The organism is Harryflintia acetispora, assembly GCA_004340125.1.
Lineage (GTDB): Bacteria > Bacillota > Clostridia > Oscillospirales > Ruminococcaceae > Harryflintia > Harryflintia acetispora.
Window position 1 is genome coordinate 104,493 of record SLUK01000010.1, and the last position, 24,544, is coordinate 129,036.

The following is a 24,544-nucleotide window of genomic DNA, read 5'->3' on the forward strand; positions in this document are numbered from 1 at the left end:
GGCGCCAAGGCCTTGGCGCCGGCAGGGTGTTTTTTTGAGGTCAGCACATGCTGTTGAGACTAATCACGGGACCTGTCATACCGAGGCTGTCGTCCGGAGCCACACTGGTCAGTTCCGTGGTGCCCGGAACCAGGGCGATTTTTTGACCCGGCGGGCAGACAAAGACCTCGTCCTCCGGCCAGCGGCCGCTGAGCAGCAGCTCGAGCAGGCGGCTGCTGCCAGGAACCGCCTCGTAATTCCAGCCAAAGCGCTCCGCGGCCTGGCGGGCAAATATGCGGTACCGTTCCCAGTCCCCGGGGATATCCGGCTGGAGGAACAGGGCGTTTTGATAGCGGGACATCCAGCCGTCCTCGCATTCGACGAGATAGGCGGCGTTGTCCTCTCCGTAAAGAGCGCGGTAGTGCTCATAGCGCCTTTGATAGTATTCCTCGCAGGGCACGTCTCCGAAATCAATCCAGCCCGGGCTGTACCAATAGATCCCCTCCCGGGAATCGAAGTACGCCCGGTAGCGTTTTTTCGCGCCCAGCAGCACGCCGATACAATCGTCGCACCGGGGCACCGCCAGCGGCAGGGTGGAGGAGACCAGGCCGCATACCCCGCCTCCGCAAAGGCCATAGGTTAATACGATGGCGTCGAAGCGCTCCCTCTCTTTCTGCTGGGCCTCCAGCAGCCCGATCTGCTCCTGCAGCCGGCGGCGCAACTGGTCCGGCGTGTTGTGCAGCCCCTGCGGCAGCCAGGTCACCGTACAGGGGCAGGGGCTTTGAGAAAGGGCGAAGGAGAGCTCCCTGCTGTAGACCTGGCAGGCGATAACCGCCAACCGGAGGACGGGGGGATTCAAGCCCGGCACAGCCGCAGGGCCTCCTCGGCACAGGTCGCCGCGTCGGGGGTATAGCAATCGGCCCCCACCGAGTCGGCAAAGGCCTGGGTGACCGGCGCTCCGCCCACCATAAACTTGACCTTTTCGCGCAGGCCTGCATCCCGCAATGCCTGCTCGACCGATTTCATTTCCGTCATAGTGGTGGTCAGCAGGGCGCTGCAGCAGACGATGTCCGCGTCATGCTCCTGCGCCGCCTTTACGAACTGCTCGGCGCTGACGTTCACCCCCAGGTCCACCACCTGAAACCCTTTCCCCTCCAGCATGAGCTTGACCAGGTTCTTGCCAATGTCGTGGAGGTCCCCCTTCACCGTGCCGAGGATCACGCAGCCAGCGGACTCCACCCCCATCGCGGCCAGATGGGGCTTGAGCACGGCTATCCCGTTGTTCATGGCCCGCGCGGCGATGAGGACTTCGGGAACAAAGACCTCGTTGTTTCTAAATTTCTCCCCAATCACATCCATGCCCGCCAGCAGCCCCTGCTCCAGTATATCCTTGGGGGAACACCCATTTTCCAGGGCCTGCTGTACTTTTTCCTTTACCAGCGGAGCACGGCCCTTCTGCAGCAGCTCGCTGATCTCCAGCATGATATCGTCCATTCCGATCCTCCCTTTCCATACCGTTTGACGATATAAGTTTACCTTTTCGCATCCGGTCAATGCTTGCATTATCTTTTGCCTTTTGGGAGATTATTTATCGATTTCCCCCCGGGAATCCCGGAAGGCCTTGGGGGACATGCCGACGAAGCGCTTAAAGACCTTGGTAAAATAGCTTTGGTCCTCGAACCCGCATAAATTGGCGATATCGATCAGCCGGGCGTTGCCATCCAGCAGCATCATCTTGCTCTTCTCAACGCGCACCTTGTTGATATAATGCGAGAGATGGTAGCCGCTCTCTTCTCGGAAGATGCTGCTGAGGTAAGACTTGCTCAGGTATACGCTGCCGGCGATCTCATCCAGCGTCAGCTTCTTGTCATAATTGTTTTTGACATATTCCATTACCTTGAACACCACGTCGGAGTGCTTGACCTGGGAGAAGTCGAACGAATAGCTGATGAACCGGTGCATGATCCCGGTGATCCAGACGCTCAGGTCCTCCATGCTGTCCATCTGCTCGATCGCGCGGATATAGCTGGTGTTGCAGCAGAATATCTCATTGATGTCGGCCCCCGCATCGATGGCCGCGCGGGAGAGCAGCACCACCAGCTCCATGATCCTGGCCTTGCTCTGCTCCAGGTCGAATTCACTGGCCAGAAAGACCTGGCCCAGCAGCTGGTTGAGCAGCAGCTTGGAGCCGTCCTTGTCCCGCTGGCGGATGAACTGCTGAAGCTGCCGTTCATACTCGATGGGATAGCTGTGGCCCTCGTCCCGGCGGTAAAGGGTCTGCACATTATAGAGGGTCTTGAGAATCTCCTCCTGCTCGTAGATAAAGGAGCCGACCTTTCCATGAGGCACCCCGCAGGCGTGCGCCGCCACCGAGGAGAGCACCGCTACCAGATCGTTGACCCGTGCCGTGGAAAAATTGGGCAGGCCGGCGGTGCGCTCCCGCACGGCATCGTCGGGGATGTCCGCCAGGTTGTCCTCCAGCGGGCCCATGACCAGCGGCCCCGCCACGATGGCCCCGCACAGCTCCCCCTGCTCGCAGGAGATGGACGAGGCCGCAAAGACGAGGCCCATCGGGCAGTAATAGACATAGCTGCCGTTCCAGCGGTAGGCCTCGCTCGCCCCGTAGAGATAGGTGTTGATGATGTCCCGGCGCTCATGCCGGCATTGCCCGCAGAAAAACAGGCGCTCCTCACACGTTTCCACCAGGCGCTCTTCCCTTGTGTCCACCACCACGCACTGCACCCCGCAGAGGTTTTCAAAATGCCTGGCGCACTGGAGAACGCGCTCCTGCAGCTCCTTTTGCATGCCCTTTCCTCCTCTCCCTGTGCTCATCCCGCCGGCGGGATCAAAACATCATGTGTTCCACGTAGCGTTCCATGAAATCCGGGTCCTGCGAGAGCTCCAGGTGGACGGCCTCTTTTGAGATCGCCAGGGCGCGCCGGCGCCCCTCCTCCCGCAGCAGGATGGCGGCCGCGCCCAGCAGCGCGGCGTTGCCCAGCCCCTCGGCCCTCGGAGCCAGCCGAGGGGGGATCAGGCCGATGGCGCCGGCGCTCTTTGGATTGAGACAGCTCCCAAATCCCCCGGCAAGGTAGAGCGTTTCCACCTGCTCCGGCAGGACGCCGGCGCGGGAGAGCAAGGTCTCCATCCCTGCCCGGATGGCGGATTTGGCCAGCTGCAGATTGCGGATATCCCGCTGGGTCAGGGCGATTTTGGAGTCGCCGATCTCCATCGAGGGCTGGGGCTCCCCATCCTTGACAAGAAGCCCCGACTCGTCGAGCAGGCGAAGCGCCTGAAACGCCGCCGCCGCATCCAGCAGCCCGCTGCCGCAGACCCCCCTGGGCGTCCCTCCCAGGGTCTCCCATTTGAGCTGCCCCTCCTGCAGAAAGACCTTCGAGATGGCGCCGCCGATCCCCGGCATCCCGCAGGAGATGCCCCCGCCCTCGAAGGCCGGTCCCGCCGCCGTGGAGCAGCAGAGCAGCTTCCCGTTTAAAGAAAGGAACATTTCCCCGTTGGTGCCGATGTCCCCGAGAAGCCGCACTGGCCCCGGGCGGTCGAGGTCCGCCGCCAGGGCGGCGGCCACGGCGTCCGCCCCCACGTACCCAGCTATACAGCGCGGGAGGTGGATGCGCGCCCCTGCGGCCCCGAGCCCCAGATCCTGCGCGCCGTACCATCCTCCGAAGTAATCCCCCGGTTCGAAGGGAAATACCGCAAGGCCCTGCGGGTCCTCTCCCGCGAGCAGGGTGAGCATGGCGGTGTTGCCGACGATCACTCCCTCTTCGAGGGAACCGGGGGAGATGCCGGCCTGCCGGCAGGCCTCTTTAATCAGCTCGTCGAGGCATCCGGCGGCCAGGTCCTGCAGCTCTTGCCCCCGGCCCTCCAGGGCGCTTTCGATCCGGGAAATCACATCCGCTCCGAACGCGCCTTGGGGATTGGGCATGGCCCGCTCGCCCAAAAGGCTGCCGTCGCCCCTCCATACCTGCGCCACCACGGTGGTGGTGCCGAGGTCCGCGGTAAAGCCGTATTTTCCGTCCATGTCTCTGCGTAGCTTGCGCAGCGGGCCGGTAAGCTGCCCGTGCGCGCTTTGAATGTGCATCTCGTCCGTCTGGAAGAGTACCTTCACCTCGCAGAGGCCGGTCCCTCTGGCCTGGCAGGCCAGGCGTATCCCCTGCGCGAGCTCCTCTGAAGAAAGCAGGCGCCGCTCGTCCCCGGTCGGGGGAAGCCATTCGCCCGCCAGCGTTTGAATTCTGCATTTCCCGCAGCTTCCCCGTCCCCCGCAGGGAGTGAGCAAAATGTTCTGCCCCTTCAGGGCGTCGGCGACGGTGTCTCCATTTCGGCAGTCTATCTTCATGGCGCGCCTTCCTTTCCTCTTTGCCGCAGGATACAAAACCAGTAGTTTCCTTTACCTGTCTAAGAATAAGGATAGGAGAAACCGGCCGCTCTTGATTGTAATTTTTTCAGTAATTTTGCAGTATATTTGGAAGAATTTCAGCCGCGAAAACACCCGTAAATTCTACCAAAAACACACAGTTAATACCAAACAAAACCGCATCGGATGTGATAAGATTCAAACAATAAATTTATCTGCGAGAGGAGCTTTGCATGATGAGCCAGAATATGGCGGTTTGGCTGCAAAATGTCATAAAGGCGGCAAATAAACGTCCGATGCCGATCTTATCCTTCCCCTCGGTCCAGCTGTTGGGGATCAGCGTGGAGGACCTGATCGGCAGCAGCGACCTTCAGGCCAGGGGGATGAAGGCGGTCGCCGACGCGGCGCCGTCCTTGGCCTCTGTGAGCATGATGGACCTCTCGGTGGAGGCGCAGGCCTTCGGCTCCAGCATCCATTTCTCCCCGGACGAGGTCCCGACGGTGGTGGGACGGATCATAGAAAGCCCCGAGGACGCCGAGGCCCTTGCCATACCGGATCTTGAAACGGCGCGGTGCGGACTCTATGTCGAAGCCATCCGCAAGGCCTGCGGCCTCATCACCGACCGGCCGGTCCTTGCCGGGATGATCGGCCCCTTCTCCCTGGCCGGCCGGCTGATGGACGTCACGGAAATCATGGTGTGCTGCTATACCGACCCGCAGCTGGTCCACTGCGTTATGGAAAAGGTCACCGCCTTCCTGACCACCTATGCCCTTGCCTACCGGGGGACGGGGGCGGGCGGCGTTTTGATGGCCGAGCCTCTCGCCGGTCTGCTCTCCCCGGAGCTGGAGCAGGAGTTCTCCACCCCCTATGTCAAGCGGATCGTCAGCGCGGTGCAGACGGAGAGCTTCCTGGTGGGCTACCACAACTGCGGGAACAACGTGGTGCCCATGGCGGAATCCCTGTATGACATCGGCGCGGCTTTTTACCACTTCGGCGACTCCATCCGCCTGAAAGACATGCTGGCGCTCTCCCCGCCAAACGTCCCGGTCATGGGCAACATCAGCCCCTCCGGGGAATTCCTGGGCGGCACGCCGGAATCGGTCCGCCGCGCGGTGTACAGCCTGATGGAGGAGTGCCGCGAATATCCCAATTTTGTCCTTTCCTCCGGCTGCGACATCCCGCCGAAAACCCCTTGGGAGAACATTCGCGCCTTCTTTGCCGCCGCCGGGGATTACTCGTTGGGGCGGGCGCTGTGAGCCTGGAAAGCCCTATTCTATCTGCCATTATGCCAGAATAAAATATTGCGCAAAACTGTTTTTTTTCATAATAGTGGAATAACTTATGCTTATTTTTCACCCCGGCCTTCGTCATACAAAGAAACTCCCCCGGCCCGCTGTGCGGGCCGGGGGAGTCTTTCATTCTTCGTATCAGCGCACCATACAATATTGGTGCAGCGCGCCGCTCCCGAGCTCCAGAACCGTCTGGAAGCCGAAGCGCTGGTAGATCGCGACGTTGCGCGGGTTGTGGGTCTCGAGCGTCGCGCTGTAGCGCCGCTGCTCGGCATACTGCAAAAACGGCTCCATCAGCTTGCGGGCGACCCCTTTTCCTCTGGCGCTCTGGCGCACGGCCAGCAAATCAAGATGCACGTCCGGCGCGTCAATGGCGCCGCGCACCCAGTCGGAGGTCAAAAACTGCTTGTTCTTACGGAATTTTCGGAAGGTGCGAAGGCTTGGATCGCTGCGCAGCACCTCGAAATATTCGAGCAGCTCATAGCGCAGCCCGTCGAAGCGGTAACGCAGTGCATTGTGCTCGTCGCTGTCGTCGAACACGACGATCGCGCCGTTCATCTCTTCGCTGTCGGCGAAGGCGTGGCAGTAGTCGAAATAGCGTCCCAGGTAGCATCGGAAGTAACGCGGCAGCAGCTTCTCCCGAACGGTTTCGTCCGGGATCAGTTTCTGGTACAGCGGGTCCTGCATAAAACTATCGGACATCAGCTCCACGAGCCGGCCGATATCTTTTCTCTCCAAGCGAACGAGTCCTTGGATCAACATGATTTCACACACCTTTAAATAATTGGCCTAAGGCCGTATATACCCGATTGAATAAGCTTGCGGCAAGCCAAGCTAGCGCATGGTTCCACCCCTAACGAAGGAAATTTTGCCGCCACGTGTGTGATGTTACCTGTAAGATAAGTATAGCACGGCCGCCTGCGGGCGCGCAAACGGGAGAAAACACGATATCCCGCAAAAAATCCGGGGGTTTCCGCGGGCAGGCGAAATGGCCTTCGGCTTTCGCAAACCTCCTCGGAATCCCTCTGATTCCCACAGCCCGATCCGGCGGCCGGCGTTTTGGAAGCCCCGGGGCGCCCCGTCACCCCCGGACACGGTGGGATAACCCCGGACGAGTAGGTTTCAAAAATCGGGCAAAACAACGGTTTTTGGGGCTTTTTTCTCGTTTTCCCGCGCTTGTTAATTTGCTGGCAACTGTGGTACAATAATCTCACAACGAAAGAAACTTCGATGTACATCGTCAAACGCTTCGTTGCACAGGGCTCTAAAAGGTCCGCAAGGCCCCCTATGGGCGCTGTAGAAAGGGTAAGGTAACGCGTATGAATCCAAACGTCTTATACCCCGTTTTATGGCTGGTGCTCGCGGTGATCCTCGCAATCGCCGAGGCGGCCACCGTCCAGCTGGTATCGATCTGGTTCGCATTGGGCGCGGCGATCACCGCGCTGCTCTCGCTGACCGGGCTTCCGCCCGCGATCCAATTTGCCTGCTTCGTGCTGATCTCCTGCGTCGCGCTGCTGCTCAGCCGCCCGCTGGCGCACCGCCTGCTGGGTGCTAAAAAGCAGAAGACCAACGCGGACGCCGTCGTCGGGATGGAAGGGATCGTCACCGAGCCGATCGACAACCTGCACGAGCAGGGCCGGGTCCTGGTAAACGGCCTGAGCTGGTCGGCGCGCAGCGCCGGCGGCGAGGCCATCGAAAAGGACCAAACCGTGCGCGTCGAAAAAATCGACGGCGTAAAACTGATCGTGCGCAAACTGTCCGTTTAAGCGTCTGATACGCCATACACTCAAAACACTGAGGAGGAAACAAAATGCCCGTCATCGTCATTCTCGTCCTGATACTCTTGGTCCTGATCCTGGTCATTTCAAACATCAAGATCGTCCCACAGGCCAACGCCTACGTCGTCGAGCGCCTCGGCGCCTACTACGCCACCTGGGAGACCGGGCTGCATCTCAAGATACCGTTTATCGACCGGGTCGCCAAAAGGGTCAGCCTCAAGGAGATGGTGGTCGACTTCAAGCCCCAACCGGTTATCACCAAGGACAACGTCACCATGCAGATTGACAACGTCGTCTTCTACCAGGTCACCGACCCGAAGCTCTTTACCTACGGCGTCGAGCGTCCGATCTCGGCCATCGAAAACCTGACCGCCACCACCCTGCGTAACATCATCGGCGAGATGGAGCTCGACCATACCCTGACCTCGCGCGACGTGATCAACACCAAGATCACCACCATCCTGGACAGCGCCACCGACAAGTGGGGGATCAAGGTCAACCGGGTCGAGCTCAAGAACATCATGCCGCCCGCCGAAATCCAGGATGCGATGGAGAAGCAGATGAAGGCCGAGCGCGAGCGCCGTGAATCCATCCTGCGCGCCGAGGGCGAGAAGCGCAGCCAGATCCTGGTAGCCGAAGGCGAGAAGGAATCCCAGATCCTGCGCGCCCAGGCCGAAAAGGAAGCGGCCATCCTGCGCGCCGACGCGGTCAAGCAGCAGAAGATCCTGGAGGCCCAGGGTGAGGCGCAAGCCATCGAGATGGTCCAGAAGGCCACCGCGGACGGCCTCAAGATGCTCAACGAAGCCAATCCCACCTCGCCGGTCCTCACCGTCAAGAGCCTCGAGGCCCTGGCCAAAGTTGCGGACGGCAAGGCCACCAAGATCATCATCCCCAGCGAGATCCAGGGCCTGGCGGGCCTGGCCGCCAGCGCTAAGGAAATCTTTAAAGACTAATTATACCAAATGGCCCGGACTATTGGTCCGGGCCATTTTTATGCAATCACAGGCTGCACAGGCGGGGGAATTCCCGTTTTGGGCAAAATAATACCCGGCCAGAGGAGAGGCCGGGCGGCTGCCCGCATAACGGGCAAAGTTTTGATTTTAAAGTTAAGAGGAAGAAACTCCAGCTTCACAAGGTTTTCCTTACAAGCTCTTGTTCCTTGTGGCTATAGTATACCGCACCGGGGCCCTTCCATTCATCCTTTTTTGGTGAAAAGACGGTTACAAACCGGTAACCCGCACCCCGCCACTGATTACATTTTTTAACCGAACGGGCCCGTCATGCGCCGTCCCTGTCATTTTTGGCTTCGGTTTCCGTTACCGGACAGGCAGTTTTTTCCTGCGCGCTAACTGATGTAATCCTCGATCAGGGTCACCAGCGTCTGATAATCCGGGACATAGATCCCGCTCTCCAGCTGGCGCTGGTCGTATTCGGGCAGCACCGCCACCGGCACGTCGAAGATCATCTTGGGCTCGCTCTCCTGCGGAAGGAAGACCGCAATCCGCCCGTCCTGCGCGCGCAGGATATACTGGTAATCCTCCGGGATTTCCCCTTCCCCTTCGATCGGCAGGTCGGTCACCGGGCGCTGGGCTTCCTGCCCGGCGCGGGTATTCAGGTTATAGCTATAGACGGAAAATACCCCGATCACGATTGCGAAGATCAGCGCGCCCGCGGTCCAGAGCCCCGTGCTGCGTTTCATTTGGTTCCATCCCCTTTGCCAAAAAGGCTGCCGCCCCTTTAGGGGGCACAGCGGTTCAAAGATAATATGGACCGCTTTTTTTATTTTATGCGCCGCGGCCCCGCCTTGTCCGTGAAAGGCTTCGCGCGGGGGCGGCGCCATAAAAGAACGTTTAATAAAAATTCACACAATTGCCCCCTACTGTGCTATAATGTATTTTGTATCGGCATGACTAATTCTATTCGCGAAAGCCCAAGCTATAGCTGTGTGTCGCTTCTTCCGTACATAACCTGCACGGCCGGATTCGGAATGACCCGCGCTATTGCTTTTCATGGAGGTCATTATGGCAAAACAGAAGAAAAAACGCTCCCCGGCGGCGCGCAGGGTGCGGTGGATCCTGGGTACCATCTTCAGGGCCCTTGTCACCGTCTTCCTCGTCTGCGTGATCACGGGGTGCATCGTCGGCTGTGTGCTGACGGTATACATCCTCGATTATGTCGGCACGCTCGAGGATATCGACATCCGCAACATCGATCTCAACTACACCTCGATCATCTATGCCAACGACGACGAGGGCAACCCCTACGAGCTCAGCCGGATCCACGGGGATGAAAACCGCATATGGGTCGATTACGAGCAGATGCCCTCCTATCTGACCGACGTGACCATCGCCACCGAGGACAAGCGTTTCCTCGAGCACCACGGCGTGGACTGGAAGCGCACCGCCGCCGCCGCGATCAACATGTTCATCCCGATCCTGGACCGCCAGGAGGGCGGCTCGACCATCACCCAACAGCTGATCAAGAACGCCACCGACAACTGGGCGCCGAACGTCGAACGCAAGGTCAAGGAGATTTTTTCCGCCTTAAAGCTCGAGAAGAAATACTCCAAGACCGACATCATGGAGGCCTATCTCAACGTGGCCTCCTTCGGCAACAACACCAACGGCGTACAGGCGGCGGCCAACCTCTATTTTAATAAGGACGTCAGCGAGCTCTCCCTCGTGGAGTGCGCGGCGATCGTCTGCACCACCCAGTCGCCCACCAAGTACGACCTCTTCCGCAACCCCGAGGCCAACGCCGAGCGGCGCAACAAATATATCTTCCCGACCATGCTCGAGCTCGGAATGATCTCCCAGGAGGAGTACGAGCAGGCGATCAACACCGAGGTGCGCCCCGAGCGCAGCCAGGCCCCGGGCCAGCAGACCAACTCCTCGAACACCTGGTTCGTCGACCACGTCATCGAGGACGTGATCGACGGGCTGATGGAGAAGGAGGGGATGGACTATTCCTCCGCCTCCTCCATGCTCTTCCGCAGCGGGCTGCACATCTACACCACGGTGGACAACGACATGCAGACCTATCTCGAGGAGGTCTACACCGACCTGGAAAACACCTTCCCGCCGATCCGGAACACCATCTACCCCGAGAGCGCCTTCATCGTCATGGACCTGCACGGGCAGATCAAGGCGGTGGTCGGCTCCAACCGGCCCAAGCAGGGCAACCGCTGGCTCAACTACGCCACCCAGGAGCCCCGTCAGCCCGGCTCGACCATGAAGCCGATCTCGGCCTATTTACAGGGGATCGAGCAGGACCTGATCACCTGGTCCACCGTCATCGAGGACAGCCCGATCACCTATAAGGACGAGGTCGCCGGCACCGAAACCCAGTGGCCGGTCAACTACTACGGTTACTACGACGGCAACCATCCCTGCGTCTACGCGCTGCAGCGCTCAATCAACACCATCCCGGTCAAGCTCATGCAGCTCATCGGGCCGCAGGTTTCGCTCAACTTCCTGCACGACAAATGCGGGATGAAGAACCTCGTCACCCCCGAGGAGGACCCGCGGGTCAACGACAACAACCTTTCCGCCATGGCCATCGGCGGCACCACCAAGGGAGTCACCCTCCTCGAGCTGGCCGGCGCCTATCAGATCGACGCCAACGGCGGGACCTACACCAAGCCCACCTCCTACACCAGGGTTTACGACCGGGAGAACAGCCTGCTGCTCGAGGCGGACACCACCGCCACGCGGGTGATCTCCAAGGAGACCTCCTCCATCCTGAACCTGATGATGCAGCAGGTCGTCTCCACCGCGCCCGGCACCGGTACCGCCGCGCGCTTCACGGGCGACCTGGCGGGGATGCCCGTCGCGGGCAAGACCGGTACCTCGTCGGACAACAAAGACCAGTGGTTCGTGGGGATCACCCCCTACTACATCGGGGTCACCTGGATGGGCTACGCGCCGGTCGCGCAGCCGATCAACTACATCCAATTCCCCACTCCGATCGTCTGGCGCAACGTCATGCAGCCCATCCACGAGGGGCTTCCGGTGATCGACTTTGACTACAGCCAGAACATCGTGCAAAAGCAATACTGCGTTGAGACGGGGGACCTGGCCACCGAGGACTGCCCGAGCCAGCTGATGGGCTGGTACAAGACCACCAACATCCCGGACGTCTGCACCGAGCACGTCGGGGTCAAGGACTCCGAGGAGGAAGAGGACGACGACGGCAGCCGGAGCAGCTCCAAGAAGAGCTCCAGCAAAAAGAGCAGCTCCTCCTCCCGCGCGGGGAACACACGCAGCAGGGATTAAGAGTGTGGGGCTGTCCGCCCCACGCCCCGAGGTCTTTTCTTTGTTTGAAAGAAAAGACCCAAAAGAAGCAAACAAAGGAGGGGACACCCCTCCTTTGAGACCACCCCACGCGCGACCACGCGCGGACTATACACATTTTTGCCCGCCGCAAAATGCGAAGCCCCGCTCCGGTTTTCCGGAGCGGGGCTTTTTGCCCGCGCAGGCGACTGATGGCAACAACGATGGTGCCCTTTCCCGCGCAGGGGGTCTCACAGGCTGGAAACGGGTCGTTTCCTCAGACGCCTTTTAAGGCGTTGGACCCCCTTTCGGGTTAATTCCTGGTTTCCAAAGGACTAAGTCCTTTGGCGGGTGCGGGCGGCGCCCGCGACCTTTCCGGGTTGCTGTCACTCGCCTTGACGGAATCCTCCTTCGGATCAGGAAGGGGAGTGACGACGTTCCAGTGGAACGTTGGCACGAGGGGAAACCCTATCAAGGGGTTTCCCCATGGCGGCAGAGCCGCCATCTCCTCACGAGGCAGTGGCCGCCGCACGCACACTCGCAGGTAGTCCGGCCGCCATCTTCTCCTCCGTGGAATTGACTGCTACCCCCGCACCCGCAGGGGGGCTTCCGCGCTCCGTCCCTTTCGCGGGAGGCAGTAGAAGCGCCGCGCCTCCCTCCGACGAAAAACTTCCAATTTCCGCCTTTTTTCTTGCTTTTTCCTGCCTGCCGTGCTACAATGCTCTTACAGGGGTTTCCCCTAAAAAGAATAGCCATGGCAGGCGCAATGTGCGCGAACACATTGCGCCCTGCATGAGGTGCACAACCACCCCATACAACCGGTATTCCGGCACCCTAGCTGGTGTCATTATAACACATTCTTTTCTCTTTGAAAAGAACGGCGTTTTATACCGGTGACCTTGCGACACGAGCGCATGGATGGGGTTTTCCCCTCCATGCGCTTTTCTTTATGCGCCCCGCAAGGGGCTGGGGCGGCGGGGCTCCTACACCCCGCCGCTCCAGGGAGGCCCCTGACCAAATTCGGTCAGGGGGTATTATCATGGGAGAAGTATTATTAAATCTTTACTACGGCAAGCATCCCCTTTCTCTCTGGAAGAAAGAGGACAAACAGTATCTCGCCATGGAAGAGGAGATCGAGCGCCGCGAGCTGTTTTTAAGCGAAAACCTTCCGTATGAATGGGAGAATGATATGTTTCACTATCTGAACGCCTGTCAGCAGCGGAATGACTACGTTGAAGAGCTCATCTTCAAAAAAGCCTTTTCCCTGGGGCTGCGCGTCATGGCCGAGGCCTTTTCCGCCACGCCCCGCGAGGCCCCGGAAGAAGAAGACTAAAAAGGACCTCCCCGAAAGGGGAGGTCTTTTTTACGGCCCCAAAAGCTGCTGGCGCAGCAGCTCGAGGATCTTTTTCTCCCTTCTGGAGACCTGCACCTGGGTCATGCCCAGCGCCTCGGCCGTCTGGGTCTGGGTCTTTTCGCAGAAATAGCGCATGACGATCAGCTTGCGGTCGTTTGCGCCGAGCTCCCCGACCACCTGGCGCACCGACAGGATGTCCGAGAGCAGCTCCTCCGGCGACTGGGTGGGCAGGTCGATCTGCCCGCAGTCGCCGTTTTCATCGTCCGTTTCGGTCAGCGAGATGGGCGGCGTGCCCGCGCCCATCGCCTCGACCACCTCGCCTGCGTCCAGGTCGAGGTATTCCGCCAGCTCGCCGATGGTCGGCTCCCGCCCGAGGGTGATCGAAAGCGTCTCCCGCGCGCGGGTCAGCTTCATCGAGCGCTCCTTGAGGGTGCGGCTGACCTTGACCGTGCCCCCGTCCCGGAAGAGCCGGCGGATTTCGCCGAGGATGACCGGCACCGCATAGGTCGAGAAGCGCACCCCCCGCCCGGTGTCAAAGGCGTCCGCCGCCTTGATCAGCCCCATGCAGCCCGCCTGGAACAGGTCGTCGTATTCGATCCCGCGCCCCTTGAACTTGTGCGCGCAGGAATGGACCAGGCCGATGTTCTGGCTGATCATCTCTTCGCGAGATAGGCTCGCGTACTCCTCGCGGCAGTGCCCGTCCAGGCGCGCGCCCGCCTCCTGGCTCTCCAAAGGCAGCTGGACTTCCCGCTCCTGGCGCTCCGTGCCCGCGGACTTTTCGATTGCTTCCATCCTACACAAATCCTTACCTTTTGGATTCCAGCTTCTTGATCAGGGTGACCGTCGTCCCCTTGCCCGGCGTGGAGCGCACCCGCACCTTGTCGCACAGGGACTGCATCACGGCGAAGCCCAGCCCCGCGCGTTCCCCCGCCGTATCGGTGGTGAAAAGGGGCTCCATGGCGCGCTTGATGTCGGGGATTCCGCAGCCGCGGTCCCGCACCTTGACGGTGAGCACGTTTTCATCATTGATCGAAGCCGTTATGTACACGGTGTTGAGCCGCTCGGCGTAGGCGTGGACGATGCAGTTGGTCACCGCCTCGGAGACCGCCGTCTTGATATCGGAAAGCTCGTCGTAGGTCGGATCGAGCTGCGCGGCAAAGGCTGCAATGGCCGTGCGCGCGAAGCTCTCGTTGCAGGACCTGCTGTCGAACTGCAATTTCATGCTGTTTTTCATGTTAGAAATCAATCCTTTCTCGGTATTGTGCCGGTTTTGGCGAAGCCGAAATGAAAGTTGTAAGACTTTCAAGGGACAATACGGTGAGTTTGAAAGATTTATCTTTCAAACTTTTCCTCCCGTCTCCTCAAAGCTGACCAGCTTGTCCAGCCCCGCCAGGCGCATCACCTTTTTTTGTTGGGTGCTCAGCCCGGCGATCGCCACCTTCCCGCCATAGACCGACATCTGCCGGTACCTTCCCATGATCAGCCCGATCCCGGAGGAGTCCATAAAGGTCACGTCGGTGAAGTCCATGACCAGCTTCTGCGGTATCGCCCGGGAGATTGCATCGTCGATCTGCTCGCGCAGCCCCTGCGCGGAGTGGTGGTCGATTTCTCCCTGCAGCCTCGCCATTAGGGCCTCGTCCCGATACTCGATTGTGACCGGCATATCCTGCACTTCCTTTCTGTTTCACAGCCTGTCCTTTTTTGCGCGGCAAAAAAAGAGGATGGCAGACCTCAGTCTGTCATCCTCTATCATATTCCAGCGAAGCGGGGAAAATCGTCCCCTTCTGTCTATACAATCTGTATTATCCTGTCGAAGATTTACGAATTCGTCCCGTTTTTCTCCTTTATCGGCGGGTTGGCGCGAAAGTAGCTCTCCGCCTCGCCGCACAGATAGAGCGAGCCGCAGACCAGGATGGCCTCGCCCCCCCGCAGCCCCGCCCGCGCGAGGGCGAAGGCGGCGGGGAAATCCGGGGCGGCCGCCACATCGGGACAAAGGGGAGCCGCCAGCGCGGCGATCTCTTGGGGGCCGGCGGCGCGGGGCAGGGATAGGCCGCAGGCGATCAGCCGCCGCGCATGGGGGGCGAGCAGGCGCAGGCTTTCAGAGTAGTCCTTATCCTGCATGGCCGAAAAGATGACCGTCGCCTGTGCGCTGCCCAGCGCGCGCACCAGGGCGGCCACCCCGTCGGGATTGTGGGCCCCGTCGATCAGCACCGGGGGCGTCTCACAGGCAAGCTCGAGCCGGGCGGGGAAGCAGAGCGCCGCAAAGCCTTGGCGCACCGCCTCGCCGGGAACCGCAAAGCCGCGCGCGCGCAGCGCCTCGATCGCGCCCAGCGCGGTGAGGGCGTTGAGCACCTGGTGCGGCCCGCCCAGCGGGATGTAAAGCTCTTCCCCTTTCCACTCGATCCGGTTGTGGCGGAGGGACGATTCGAGCACCCGCGCCTCCTCCCGCCCCGGCTGGTGCAGGCGGGCGCCCTTCTCGCGGCATTGCCGCCGGATCACGTCCATCGCCTCCTGCGGCTGGTCGGGGTAGCAGACCACGTCGCCCCCCTTGATGATCCCGCATTTTTCATAAGCGATTTTTGCGAGCGTTCCGCCCAGGATCGCGGTGTGGTCCAGGGCGATCCTGGTGATCACCGCCACCTCGGGCGGGCCGATGACGTTGGTCGCGTCGAACCGGCCGCCCAGCCCCACCTCGAGCACCGCCACCTCGCAGCCGCGCTCGGCGAACCAGGAAAGCCCGCAGGCGGTCACCAGCTCGAATTCGGTCGGGATCAGCCCCTCGCTCTCCAGCACCCCGGCGGCGGCTTTCACCCGGGTCGCCGTCCCGGCCAGCTCCTCCTTTGTGATCCACTGGAATCCGACCTGCATGCGCTCCCGGAAATCCAGCACATAGGGGGAGATGAAGGTGCCGGTGCGGTACCCGGCGGCGATCAGGGCCGAGGAGATGAGCGCCGCCGTGCTCCCCTTGCCGTTGGTGCCCGCCACATGCACCAGCTTCATTTTTTTCTGCGGCTCTCCCAGCAGCGCGCAGAGCCGTTCCATCCGGCGCAGGGTCAGCTCCCCTTTAAAGCGCGAGGCCGAGTGGATATACGCCAGCGCCTCCTCGTAATCCATCTTTTCTTCCCCATTTCCAGCTTGGTTTCTTGACTGCGTTTACTGAAAATTCTAGCACCTGTGCGGGAAATTCACAATATCATTCGGAAATTTTCTCAAACTACTTTACCTGTCGTAGTAATCGTGCTATACTGGGACTACTTCGTCAGTCGTAGTAGTTTGGGAAGGGGGCGGCCGTTTGATCAGCAGCGATGTCATACGGGGCTATAACGACACCATTATTTTGCACCTTCTGATGGAACGGGACTCATACGGCTATGAGATTTCCCGCCAGATCGAGCAGCGCAGCGAGGGGAATTACACCATCAAGGAGACGACCCTCTATTCGGCCTTCGCGCGCCTGGAAAGCCGCGGTCTGATCGCCTCCTATTATGGCAGCGAGACCTTCGGCAAGCGCAGGACCTATTACACCATCACCGAACAGGGGCGCTCCTATTACCGGACAAAATGTGCGGAATGGAGCCTGACCAAGCGGGTGATCAATCAATTCACAAGGGAGGATATCGAGGATGGAGCAGATCGCAAACTTTGTGGAGGCAATGTTTCAGCCTCTGCCGAAGACGGAAGAGGTGCGCAAGATCAAGGAGGACATCCTGGAGAACATGCAGGAGAAGTATAACGACCTGCTCGATGAGGGGAAGAACGAGTATGAGGCGCTGGGGATCGTGATCTCCCAGTTCGGCAGCATGGAAGAGCTCTGCCGCGGCCTGGATCTCGATTTCGGCGGGGAGCAGCCACAGCCGGGCCCGGATTCGGACGCCGAGCACGAGCGCCTGCAGCGCGAATATGAGCGCTTCCTGCCCCGCCAGCGGCTGGCGGTCGCGGCGGCGGTCTTTCTTTTCATCCTCTCGCCCATCGCGGGCGGGGAGCTGGACTCGCCCCTGCTCTTCTTCGGGTTGATCGCCGCGGGGGTGGGGCTGCTCATCTACTTCTGCGGCCGGGCGAGGGACTACCGCTCCCTGCTGGGGCTGACCGCCCGGGAGCAGGATGCGCCCTTCATCCAACCCACCCGCCGGGGAGGGCTCTGGGGGATTGTCATGCTGGCGGCGGCCATCGTCTACCTGATCCTCGGTTTCTCGATGGGGCTGTGGCATCCGGGCTGGATCATCTTTTTGATCGCACCGCTGCTCGTCTCCCTGATCGAATATTTCGGCGGCGCGCGTGAGGACAAGGGGGAAGAAAAATGAAAAACCGTACGAAAATGATCGTCGCCATCTGCGGGGCGATCCTCCTGTTGGGCGTGCTGCTTTCGGTGTCCACCCACCTTCACCGCAACCGCAGCGCCGGGGCCGCTCCGGCCGCCTCACAAAGGCTGGACACCACGACAAGGCACGAGGAAACCGTCGAGCTGGACGCCGTTCAAAACATCGACATCGACATTGAGAACGCGGACATCGAATTCGTCGCGTCGGATCATTTCGCGCTCTACCACTGCTACTATGGGAATTACTACGAGTTTTATTATGAGCAGCAGGGGGATACCCTGCGCGTCTGGGATAAGGCGAACCAGCAGGTGCAGATCAGGACCAGCGGCTTCAACTTCTTCGGGATTACCTTTAACAGCGAATCGGGCATCTTTTTCGACGGGGAGACCAAGCCCAACCAAGTGAAGCTCTACTATCCGGAGGACACGAGATTCGATTCGGTCGTGATGGAGGCCTCCTATGGGGATGTGAAAATCCCGTCCCTGGGCGCGTCCAGCGCCGAGCTGCGGCTGAGCAGCGGGGACGGCAGCTTCCGGGAAATCTATGCCGACAGCCTGCGGATCGTCAACAGCTATGGCGACGTCTCCTTCCTGAACAGCCGGCCCTTCGAGGCGCAGGAAGCCGTCTTCGATTTGAGCAGCGGGGATTTGAAGGTGGAAAACCTCAGCGCCGGGGAGTTCTCTGTGAACGACAGCTACGGCGACGTCAAGCTCAAAAAGCTCGGGTGCACCGACCTGAAGGTGCAGATGAGCAGCGGGGACCTCCGGCTCGACGAGCTCAAGGCCGACACCGCCAGCCTCTCCAACAGCTATGGCGAGGTGTACGGCAGCGACGTGACAATCAGCACCTCCCTGTCGGTGGACGCCTCGAGCGGGGATGTGGAGCTGTCCGGCTCGCTGCCGGGCAGGAGCAAAATCCACGCCAGCTATGGGGACGTACGGCTGCGCCTCGCGCAAAAGCGCGGGGAGACCGGCTACGACCTTCTCACCAGCTACGGGAGCATTTCGGTGGACGGCGAACGCCAGAAGGACGACGAGGGCGAGGACAGCTCCCACGTTTCGGGCTCCGGGGGGCCCGCCGCGATCGAGGTTTCCTGCAGCTCGGGCGACGTCGAGCTGGACTTTCGGCAATAACGCGGATTGATCTCTTGAAAAGGGATTTAAACCTGGGATTCGCAAGGGCCCAATGGCGCCGACGGCGCCATATCCTTCCAGCGTGGAGGTTTGGAGGCGAAGCTCCCAAGGTCTTTTGCTTACAAAAAAAGGAGAAACTGCGCGCAGCGCGAGGGGGCACCCCGGGATGGGTTTCCCCCGTCTCTTCTTAAAAACCGAAGGGGATGCCGGGTTAAAATCTGGCATCCCTTTTGCCTGTCCCAAATGCCTTGCCGCGATTTGCACTTTTCCTTGACAAGGGCCCGTAAAACGGGGATAATAGCAGGTGTAAGTTTCATCCTGAGGGGAGAGAAATCCATGAGAGTGATCACCGGACAAGCCAGGGGCAGAAGGCTGCTTTCCCCCGCTGGGATGGAGATCCGGCCCACCAGCGAGGTCGCCAAGGAGGCGATCTTCAGCATACTGCAGAACGAGCTGCCCGGCGCGCGGGTGCTCGACCTCTTCGCGGGGAGCGGGCAGCTCGGGATCGAGGCCCTTTCGCGCGGGGCGGGCTATTGCGTCTTTGTGGACGTGAGCCGCCAGGCCCAGCAGGTGGTGCGCGAAAACCTCCAAAAGACCGGGCTGCAGGAAAACGCCAGCGTCGCCGCAATGGATGCGGCGGCCTATTTGCGCGGCAGCCGCGAGCGCTTTGACATCGCATTGCTCGACCCCCCTTACCAGAAGGGGATTCTGGAGCAGGTGCTGCCGCTGTGCGCAGCGCTCATGCGGGAGAGCGGCGTGATCGTCTGCGAGACCGAGCGCCGCGAGGACCCGCCCGAGACGGCGGGCGATTTCACGCGTTACCGGGAATACCGCTACGGCAAGGCCAAGATCACCGTCTACCGCAAACGGGAGGAGGCATAACATGTCCATCGCCGTCTGTCCGGGCAGCTTCGACCCGGTGACCATGGGGCATCTCGACATCATCAAGCGCGCGAGCGTCCTGTTCCAGGAGGTGATCGTGCTGGTGGTCATCAACCCCAAGAAAAACGCCAGCTTTACAGTGCAGGAGCGTTGTGATATGATAAACAAGGCCACCGACTTCCTGCCCAACGTGAGGGTGGACAGTTACGATGGGCTGCTCGTGGACTATGTGCGCCGCGCCGGCGCCTCGGCCATCGTCAAGGGGCTGCGCGCGCTTTCGGATTTTGAATACGAATTCCAGATGGCGCTGACCAACAAAAAGCTGCTCCCCTATGCGGAGACCGTCTTTTTGACCACCAGCGCGGAAAATATGTATCTCAGCTCCAGCCTGGTCAAGCAGGTCGCAGGGTTTGGCGGGGACATCACCGACTTTGTCCCATCCTGTGTGCTTGAAACGATCACCGGGCGGCTTTTGAAAGAAAAAAAGAGAACCGGCGAAACGGAGGAATCGTAATATGAACATCGAAGAAATTCTGGATGTGCTCGACGAGGTGCTCGACCGCGCCTGGAACCTGCCGCTGACCGGCGGACGCTGCGTGGTGGATGCGGACAAGGTCCGGGACATGATCGACGAGGTACGTCTGAACCTCCCCGGCGAGATCAAGCAGGCCAAGGCCATCGTGGCCGACCGCGCCGAGATCATTTCGGTCGCCAAACGGGAGGCCGAGGGGATTGTGCAGAAGGCCGAGGAGCACGCCAAGGCCATGATTTCCAAGGAGGAGATCGTCAAGCAGTCCCAGGCGCGCGCGGCCGAGATCATGCAGCAGGCCCAGATGAAGGCGCGGGAAATCCGCAGCGCGGCGCAGGACTACTCGGAGAACGTGCTGCGCCAGACCGAGGAGAGCCTCGCGCGCTCCTTGAGCGACGTCAAGGGGACCCGCCAGGGATTGCGCAACGCCATTCGGAAATAAAAAACAATAAGGATAAGAACCCCCGGAGGTCCATATGGGCCGCCGGGGGTTCTTGCATGGGATTCTTTTACGACTGGAACACTTTGAGAACCGGGGCGGCAACAGTCTTGCTGCCGCCCGACAGGGTGGGGACGGTGACGGTGCCCATCTCCCAGACGGACGGGTCGAACCCCGCCGGGAGGGAGGAAAAGGAGGAGATTTGCGTGCAGCCGGTGTTGACGCCGGAATCGTAGTTCATATCGTTGGCGGAGTTTGCAACCGCATAGGTCGGGCCACCGCTGCCGCTTGCCGACCAATAATTGTTGGAAGCGCCCAGCTGTCCCGGTCTGCACTCCGAACCCGAACCCGAGGAAACGTCTCCGGCGACGCCGCCCACCATACGGCGGTTTGGCCCGAGAGATGCGGAACCGATAGAGTATTCGACAATGTTCCAGGTACGGCGCACAGTGGAGAGTTCGCGGGCGATTCCGCAAAGCCCGCCGCTCCAACGCACGTTGACGGAGCCATCGGTGCATTGCAAACTGCCGGCAAAGTAGCTGTCCTCGATCAGGCAAGCCGTATTCGATCCGATCAAGCCGCCGAGCACCGGCCAGCCGCTGGTGGCGGTGCTGCGCACCTGGGCCACGGCATAGCAGCTGATGAGGTTACTATTATTTGCGACGCCGCTAAAAGAGCCTACGGCTTCGGTCCCACTGATGACTCCGGTGGTTTCGATCCCCAGCCTTTGAATGGTCGCCTGGTTGATATAGCCGAACAGGCCGCCGTGATTGTCTCCGCTGATGTTGAGCCCGGTGATCCTGTGCCCGCCTCCATTGTACGTTCCCATAAAGGGGGCCGATTGACTGCCGATCGGCGTCCAGTTGCCCGAGAGGGCAATGTCCCGGTCCTGGTAGATGTTCGCCGCGCTGTGCGCTCCCACATGCGCGAGCTGCTGCTGCGAGCCGACGTAGAAGGGATCCGCCGCACTCCCGCTCCCCCGGTAGAACGCGCCCGCCGTCCCCGCCGCGCACCCGCAGGTCGGCTTGGTGGTGAAGGAGAATTCCCGCGCCGCCGCCGTGTCCGTCCCGATCCGGTCCGCCAGCGGGCGCGCTTCAATTTTCAGGGTGTAGCTCTGCGGCCCGGTGATGTCATAGGCCAGCGGCAGGTAAACGTCCTCCTGCGCCGCCGTCATCTCCACCTTCGCGCTGACCACCGGGATCCCGGCGGCGCTGCCGCCCTCGTAGAGCGAGAAGGTGTAGTCGGTGGTGCGCGGCGAGCGGGTGAAGGGGATGGTCACCCCGTAGTCCGCTTGGTAGTTATCCTGCACCGTCACGGCGACCCCGCCCAGCGCCGCCCCGGCGCTGACGGTGAGCAGAAACATGTTCACCGCCAGCGAAGCAGCCAACAGCCGGCGCAGGCGCCCTGCCCGGCCCGTCATCCCTGCTCACCGATAGCACAGGTGGTGATCTCCCCGATCACGAACCCGTCGAGCGGGGATCGCTCGCTCTCGGGCAGCTCGAAAGCGTACCGCTCGAGCGGCTCATACTCCTGCGCGGTGATGATCCCCTGCCCAAGCAGGGAGGCGTAATACTCCCGTGGGTTTTCCTGCGAGGAAAACCCGCAGAAGACCAGCACGGTGACCAGCAGGAACGCGGTTAGGAATTTTTTCATTTGACTTCCCCCTTAAGAATAAAAGACCAGCAGATAAGGCAGCTTGCGGTCTTCTGCTCCGGGGGTAGGGGTGGGAAAGGGAAGATTTCACTTGAAATCTGTACCAGAACAGGATATAATTAGGATAAACAGGGAGGAAATCGACGAAATCTTCGAGCCTCTTTCCAAGAAAACACAAAAAGACGACCGTTAGCTGCCTTAGCTAACGGTCTTTCTTATTCTCCCTCGGCGGCGCCAGCAAATCCTCGTCCCGGTCTAAAAAACGCCCGCCGCCATTATATATGACATAGATAAAGAGGCGGGGAGCGGGATTATGCAGCAGCTAATATCAAAACTTTACACCATCAACGAGGCGGTCAGCGCCTTTGTTTGGGGCGTGCCCATGCTGGTCCTTTTTCTGGGGGTCGGCGTCTATTTCACCATTTGCACCGGGGGGCTGCAATTCCGGCGGCTGCGGGACATCCTGCGCGCGCCCTTTCGCTCCGACGCGCCGGGCAGCGGCAGCATCTCCGCCTTCTCGGCGGTATCCGGCGCGCTGGCCGGGACGCTGGGGATCGGCAATATCGTCGGGGTGGCGGGGGCCATCCTGCTCGGCGGGCCGGGGGTGGTCTTCTGGATGGTGGCCAGCGCCTTCCTGTGCATGATCCTCAAATATGCCGAGACCCTGCTGGCCGTGCGCTACCGTACCAGGAACGAGCGCGGGGAGACGGTGGGCGGCCCGATGTATTACATGCGCGACGGGCTCTCGCTGCGGCTGCTCCCTGCGGTGTTCTGCCTGCTCTGCCTGGCGACCGCCCTCTTCGGTGCGGGGAACGTCACCCAGATCGGCACCATTTCCCACGCCGTGGAGGACACCTTCGGGATCGGCGGGCTGTGGGTGAGCGCGGCGTGCGCCGTCTGCATATTGCTGATGACCGGCGGCAGCGTCAAGCGGCTGGGGAACGTCTTCGCCATCCTCACTCCCCTGATGTCCATCCTCTTCATGGCCGCCTCCCTGCTGGTGCTGCTGCGCAACATCCAGCGCCTGCCCGAGGTACTGGTGCTGATCCTGCGCAGCGCCTTCTCGCCGCGCGCCGCGGCGGGCGGCGTGGGGGCCTATACCCTGCTCTCGGCGGCCAAATACGGCGTTTCCCGCGGCGTCTTTTCCAACGAGGCGGGCCTGGGCAGCTCGCCCATCATCCACGCCGCCTCGGGGAACACCCCGGTGCGCCAGGGGATGTGCGGCGCGTTCGAGGTCTTTTTCGACACGGTGGTGATGGCCGGCCTGACCGCATTGACCATCCTGTGCAGCGGGGTCGACCTCGGCGCGGGGATGTCCCCCACCGCGCTGACCGCCGCCGCCTTCGGCACGGTGTTCGGCAGGGCGAGCAGTGAAATCCTCACCGTCATGTTGGTGGTCTTCGCCGTCTCCAGCGTGCCCTGCTGGTACTTTTACGGGGAAAAATGCGTGGAGTACCTCTGGAAGCGCGCAGAGGCGAAGCGGGTCTACCGTATTTTCTTTTTTGCCCTGATGGTATTCTGCCCGCTGCTGCGGCTGGATGGGCTGTGGGACTTGGCCGACAGCCTCAACGGCCTGATGGCGGTGCCCAACCTGATCGCGGTGGTCATGCTCTCGCGCGAGGTGATTGCCGCCACCCAGGGCGAGCGCGGCCGCCGGGACGCCGTGCGCCTGCTCGCCGAACGGACCAGGGACAACATTTGAAAAGTTTCCCAAGGTATGGTATGCTAGGGGCAGGAACTCAACCATATGGGAAAGGGGCCTTATGATGAAACGGATCATTACCATCAGCCGGCAGTTCGGCAGCGGCGGCCGGGAGATCGGCCAGGCGCTGGCCAGCGAGCTGGGGCTTGAATTTTACGACAAGAAGATCATCACCCTGGCGGCCAAGGAGAGCGGGATCGACGAGAAGCTCTTCGAGCACGCCGACGAGAAGGAGACCGACAGCTTCCTTTACTCCTTCGCCATGGGCGGGCACGGCATGGGCGGCGCCATCGCGGGCTACAGCGACTATATCACCAACGACAAGCTCTTCATCGAGCAGTCCAAGGTGATGCGCAAAATCGCGGCCCAGGGGCCCTGCGTGATCGTGGGGCGCTGCGCCGACTACATCCTCAAGGACATGGACTGCGTCAACGTCTTCATCCACGCCGACCTGGAGGCGCGGATTGCCCGCGTCATGAAGGAATACGGCCTCTCGCACGGGGACGCCAAGGCCTTCGTCAAGAAGACCGACAAGCGCCGCTCCAACTATTACAACTACTATTCCGACAAGGCCTGGGGGAGCGTGTCGAGCTACCACCTCTGCCTGGATACCGGCATGCTGCCGCCCGCGCAGTGCGTCAAGCTGCTCCGGGAGTACGTCAGTCTCATCGAGGAATCTTAAAACAGGACAAAACGGGAGGGGGAGGCCGCCACGGCCTCCCCCTCCCCTGCGTTTCCCCGCATTGGCGCACGAGTTATCTTCGGCACCCGCCGGTGCCGGGGTTTTGCTTCTCCTTGCCGCCGTCCCCGGCGGCCTCCTTGGCATCGCCGCCGTACCGCTCCTGCAGGC

Annotated in this window: 26 protein-coding genes; 14 read left to right on the plus strand and 12 right to left on the minus strand. The window is 60.9% G+C overall.

Annotated elements, in window-relative coordinates; all coding sequences use genetic code 11:
- Nucleotides 1-40: 40 nt before the first annotated feature.
- The 4 genes from EDD78_RS11235 to EDD78_RS11250 all read right to left on the minus strand — a co-directional run bounded on the left by EDD78_RS11235 (nt 41) and on the right by EDD78_RS11250 (nt 4,327).
- The gene (locus EDD78_RS11235) at nt 41-847 is read right to left on the minus strand and encodes a DUF1638 domain-containing protein (protein WP_159449041.1); all 807 of its coding nucleotides are present in this window, start codon (nt 845-847) and stop codon (nt 41-43) included.
- Entirely contained in the window at nt 835-1,473 is a 639-nt protein-coding gene (locus tag EDD78_RS11240) for a corrinoid protein (protein ID WP_132084988.1), read from the minus strand. The genes EDD78_RS11235 and EDD78_RS11240 overlap by 13 nt, the downstream gene beginning before the upstream one ends.
- Before the next feature lie 90 nt (nt 1,474-1,563).
- The gene (locus EDD78_RS11245) at nt 1,564-2,784 is read right to left on the minus strand and encodes a helix-turn-helix domain-containing protein (RefSeq protein ID WP_165873205.1); all 1,221 of its coding nucleotides are present in this window, start codon (nt 2,782-2,784) and stop codon (nt 1,564-1,566) included.
- A 40-nt stretch (nt 2,785-2,824) separates the two neighbouring features.
- Nucleotides 2,825-4,327 carry an ASKHA domain-containing protein gene (locus EDD78_RS11250; RefSeq protein WP_132084990.1) on the minus strand — a complete coding sequence of 501 codons (1,503 nt, stop codon included), beginning with the start codon at nt 4,325-4,327 and terminating at the stop codon, nt 2,825-2,827.
- Between the two features lie 91 nt (nt 4,328-4,418).
- On the opposite strand from EDD78_RS11250, the gene EDD78_RS11255 reads away from it, so the two are divergent.
- Both EDD78_RS11255 and EDD78_RS11260 read left to right on the plus strand, forming a co-directional pair.
- A complete protein-coding gene (locus EDD78_RS11255) occupies nt 4,419-4,634 on the plus strand; it encodes a hypothetical protein (protein ID WP_132084991.1) in 216 nt (71 codons plus the stop codon).
- 7 nt (nt 4,635-4,641) lie between these two features.
- Nucleotides 4,642-5,601: a uroporphyrinogen decarboxylase family protein gene (locus tag EDD78_RS11260; protein WP_242942199.1), complete on the plus strand. Its 960-nt coding sequence runs from the start codon at nt 4,642-4,644 to the stop codon at nt 5,599-5,601.
- 171 nt (nt 5,602-5,772) lie between these two features.
- On the opposite strand, the gene EDD78_RS11265 is transcribed toward EDD78_RS11260, so the two are convergent.
- Nucleotides 5,773-6,372 carry a GNAT family N-acetyltransferase gene (locus EDD78_RS11265; RefSeq protein WP_159449043.1) on the minus strand — a complete coding sequence of 200 codons (600 nt, stop codon included), beginning with the start codon at nt 6,370-6,372 and terminating at the stop codon, nt 5,773-5,775.
- 581 nt (nt 6,373-6,953) lie between these two features.
- Here EDD78_RS11265 and EDD78_RS11270 point away from each other — a divergent pair.
- Together EDD78_RS11270 and EDD78_RS11275 are read left to right on the plus strand one after the other, a co-directional pair.
- Nucleotides 6,954-7,400 (plus strand): NfeD family protein, encoded by a 447-nt coding sequence (locus EDD78_RS11270; protein ID WP_132084992.1) that lies wholly within the window; start codon nt 6,954-6,956, stop codon nt 7,398-7,400.
- A gap of 44 nt (nt 7,401-7,444) precedes the next feature.
- Nucleotides 7,445-8,365 carry an SPFH domain-containing protein gene (locus EDD78_RS11275; RefSeq protein ID WP_079699967.1) on the plus strand — a complete coding sequence of 307 codons (921 nt, stop codon included), beginning with the start codon at nt 7,445-7,447 and terminating at the stop codon, nt 8,363-8,365.
- A gap of 392 nt (nt 8,366-8,757) precedes the next feature.
- Here EDD78_RS11275 and EDD78_RS11280 read toward each other — a convergent pair whose 3' ends face one another.
- The gene (locus tag EDD78_RS11280) at nt 8,758-9,111 is read right to left on the minus strand and encodes a hypothetical protein (RefSeq protein ID WP_079699968.1); all 354 of its coding nucleotides are present in this window, start codon (nt 9,109-9,111) and stop codon (nt 8,758-8,760) included.
- Nucleotides 9,112-9,433: 322 nt separating this feature from the next.
- On the opposite strand from EDD78_RS11280, the gene EDD78_RS11285 reads away from it, so the two are divergent.
- The gene (locus EDD78_RS11285; RefSeq protein WP_165873206.1) at nt 9,434-11,686 is read left to right on the plus strand and encodes a transglycosylase domain-containing protein; all 2,253 of its coding nucleotides are present in this window, start codon (nt 9,434-9,436) and stop codon (nt 11,684-11,686) included.
- A 1,036-nt stretch (nt 11,687-12,722) separates the two neighbouring features.
- Nucleotides 12,723-13,016 carry a DUF6809 family protein gene (locus EDD78_RS11290; protein ID WP_132084994.1) on the plus strand — a complete coding sequence of 98 codons (294 nt, stop codon included), beginning with the start codon at nt 12,723-12,725 and terminating at the stop codon, nt 13,014-13,016.
- A gap of 30 nt (nt 13,017-13,046) precedes the next feature.
- Here EDD78_RS11290 and EDD78_RS11295 read toward each other — a convergent pair whose 3' ends face one another.
- The 4 genes from EDD78_RS11295 to EDD78_RS11310 all read right to left on the minus strand — a co-directional run bounded on the left by EDD78_RS11295 (nt 13,047) and on the right by EDD78_RS11310 (nt 16,151).
- A complete protein-coding gene (locus EDD78_RS11295; protein WP_079700490.1) occupies nt 13,047-13,694 on the minus strand; it encodes a sigma-70 family RNA polymerase sigma factor in 648 nt (215 codons plus the stop codon).
- Nucleotides 13,695-13,842: 148 nt separating this feature from the next.
- Nucleotides 13,843-14,271, minus strand: a complete 429-nt coding sequence (spoIIAB, locus tag EDD78_RS11300; RefSeq protein WP_132084995.1) for an anti-sigma F factor — start codon at nt 14,269-14,271, stop codon at nt 13,843-13,845.
- 105 nt (nt 14,272-14,376) lie between these two features.
- Nucleotides 14,377-14,700, minus strand: a complete 324-nt coding sequence (locus tag EDD78_RS11305; protein WP_132084996.1) for an STAS domain-containing protein — start codon at nt 14,698-14,700, stop codon at nt 14,377-14,379.
- A 155-nt stretch (nt 14,701-14,855) separates the two neighbouring features.
- The gene (locus tag EDD78_RS11310) at nt 14,856-16,151 is read right to left on the minus strand and encodes a bifunctional folylpolyglutamate synthase/dihydrofolate synthase (protein ID WP_132084997.1); all 1,296 of its coding nucleotides are present in this window, start codon (nt 16,149-16,151) and stop codon (nt 14,856-14,858) included.
- A gap of 178 nt (nt 16,152-16,329) precedes the next feature.
- Between EDD78_RS11310 and EDD78_RS11315 the strand changes: the two genes are divergently transcribed.
- From EDD78_RS11315 to EDD78_RS11340, 6 genes are all read left to right on the plus strand, one after another.
- Complete coding sequence (locus EDD78_RS11315; RefSeq protein WP_079699974.1) at nt 16,330-16,770, plus strand: PadR family transcriptional regulator; 441 nt, start codon at nt 16,330-16,332, stop codon at nt 16,768-16,770.
- Nucleotides 16,661-17,338 carry a permease prefix domain 1-containing protein gene (locus EDD78_RS11320; protein ID WP_132084998.1) on the plus strand — a complete coding sequence of 226 codons (678 nt, stop codon included), beginning with the start codon at nt 16,661-16,663 and terminating at the stop codon, nt 17,336-17,338. Before EDD78_RS11315 ends, EDD78_RS11320 begins: the two co-directional genes overlap by 110 nt.
- Nucleotides 17,335-18,489 (plus strand): DUF4097 family beta strand repeat-containing protein, encoded by a 1,155-nt coding sequence (locus EDD78_RS11325; protein WP_132084999.1) that lies wholly within the window; start codon nt 17,335-17,337, stop codon nt 18,487-18,489. The genes EDD78_RS11320 and EDD78_RS11325 overlap by 4 nt, the downstream gene beginning before the upstream one ends.
- A 243-nt stretch (nt 18,490-18,732) precedes the next feature.
- The gene (gene rsmD / locus EDD78_RS11330; RefSeq protein ID WP_132085000.1) at nt 18,733-19,371 is read left to right on the plus strand and encodes a 16S rRNA (guanine(966)-N(2))-methyltransferase RsmD; all 639 of its coding nucleotides are present in this window, start codon (nt 18,733-18,735) and stop codon (nt 19,369-19,371) included.
- 1 nt (nt 19,372) lies between these two features.
- Nucleotides 19,373-19,885 (plus strand): pantetheine-phosphate adenylyltransferase, encoded by a 513-nt coding sequence (gene coaD / locus EDD78_RS11335; protein WP_079699978.1) that lies wholly within the window; start codon nt 19,373-19,375, stop codon nt 19,883-19,885.
- 1 nt (nt 19,886) lies between these two features.
- On the plus strand, nt 19,887-20,342 hold the full coding sequence (locus EDD78_RS11340) for an ATP synthase subunit B family protein (RefSeq protein ID WP_079699979.1): 456 nt from the start codon (nt 19,887-19,889) through the stop codon (nt 20,340-20,342).
- A gap of 67 nt (nt 20,343-20,409) precedes the next feature.
- On the opposite strand, the gene EDD78_RS11345 is transcribed toward EDD78_RS11340, so the two are convergent.
- Together EDD78_RS11345 and EDD78_RS11350 are read right to left on the minus strand one after the other, a co-directional pair.
- A complete protein-coding gene (locus EDD78_RS11345; protein ID WP_132085001.1) occupies nt 20,410-21,759 on the minus strand; it encodes a hypothetical protein in 1,350 nt (449 codons plus the stop codon).
- Nucleotides 21,756-21,992: a hypothetical protein gene (locus EDD78_RS11350; RefSeq protein WP_132085002.1), complete on the minus strand. Its 237-nt coding sequence runs from the start codon at nt 21,990-21,992 to the stop codon at nt 21,756-21,758. Before EDD78_RS11350 ends, EDD78_RS11345 begins: the two co-directional genes overlap by 4 nt.
- Nucleotides 21,993-22,305: 313 nt before the next feature.
- Here EDD78_RS11350 and EDD78_RS11355 point away from each other — a divergent pair, with 313 nt between their 5' ends.
- Together EDD78_RS11355 and EDD78_RS11360 are read left to right on the plus strand one after the other, a co-directional pair.
- A complete protein-coding gene (locus tag EDD78_RS11355; protein ID WP_132085003.1) occupies nt 22,306-23,694 on the plus strand; it encodes an alanine/glycine:cation symporter family protein in 1,389 nt (462 codons plus the stop codon).
- Between the two features lie 64 nt (nt 23,695-23,758).
- Nucleotides 23,759-24,376, plus strand: a complete 618-nt coding sequence (locus EDD78_RS11360) for a cytidylate kinase-like family protein (RefSeq protein ID WP_286170862.1) — start codon at nt 23,759-23,761, stop codon at nt 24,374-24,376.
- The last annotated feature ends 168 nt before the right edge of the window (nt 24,377-24,544 follow it).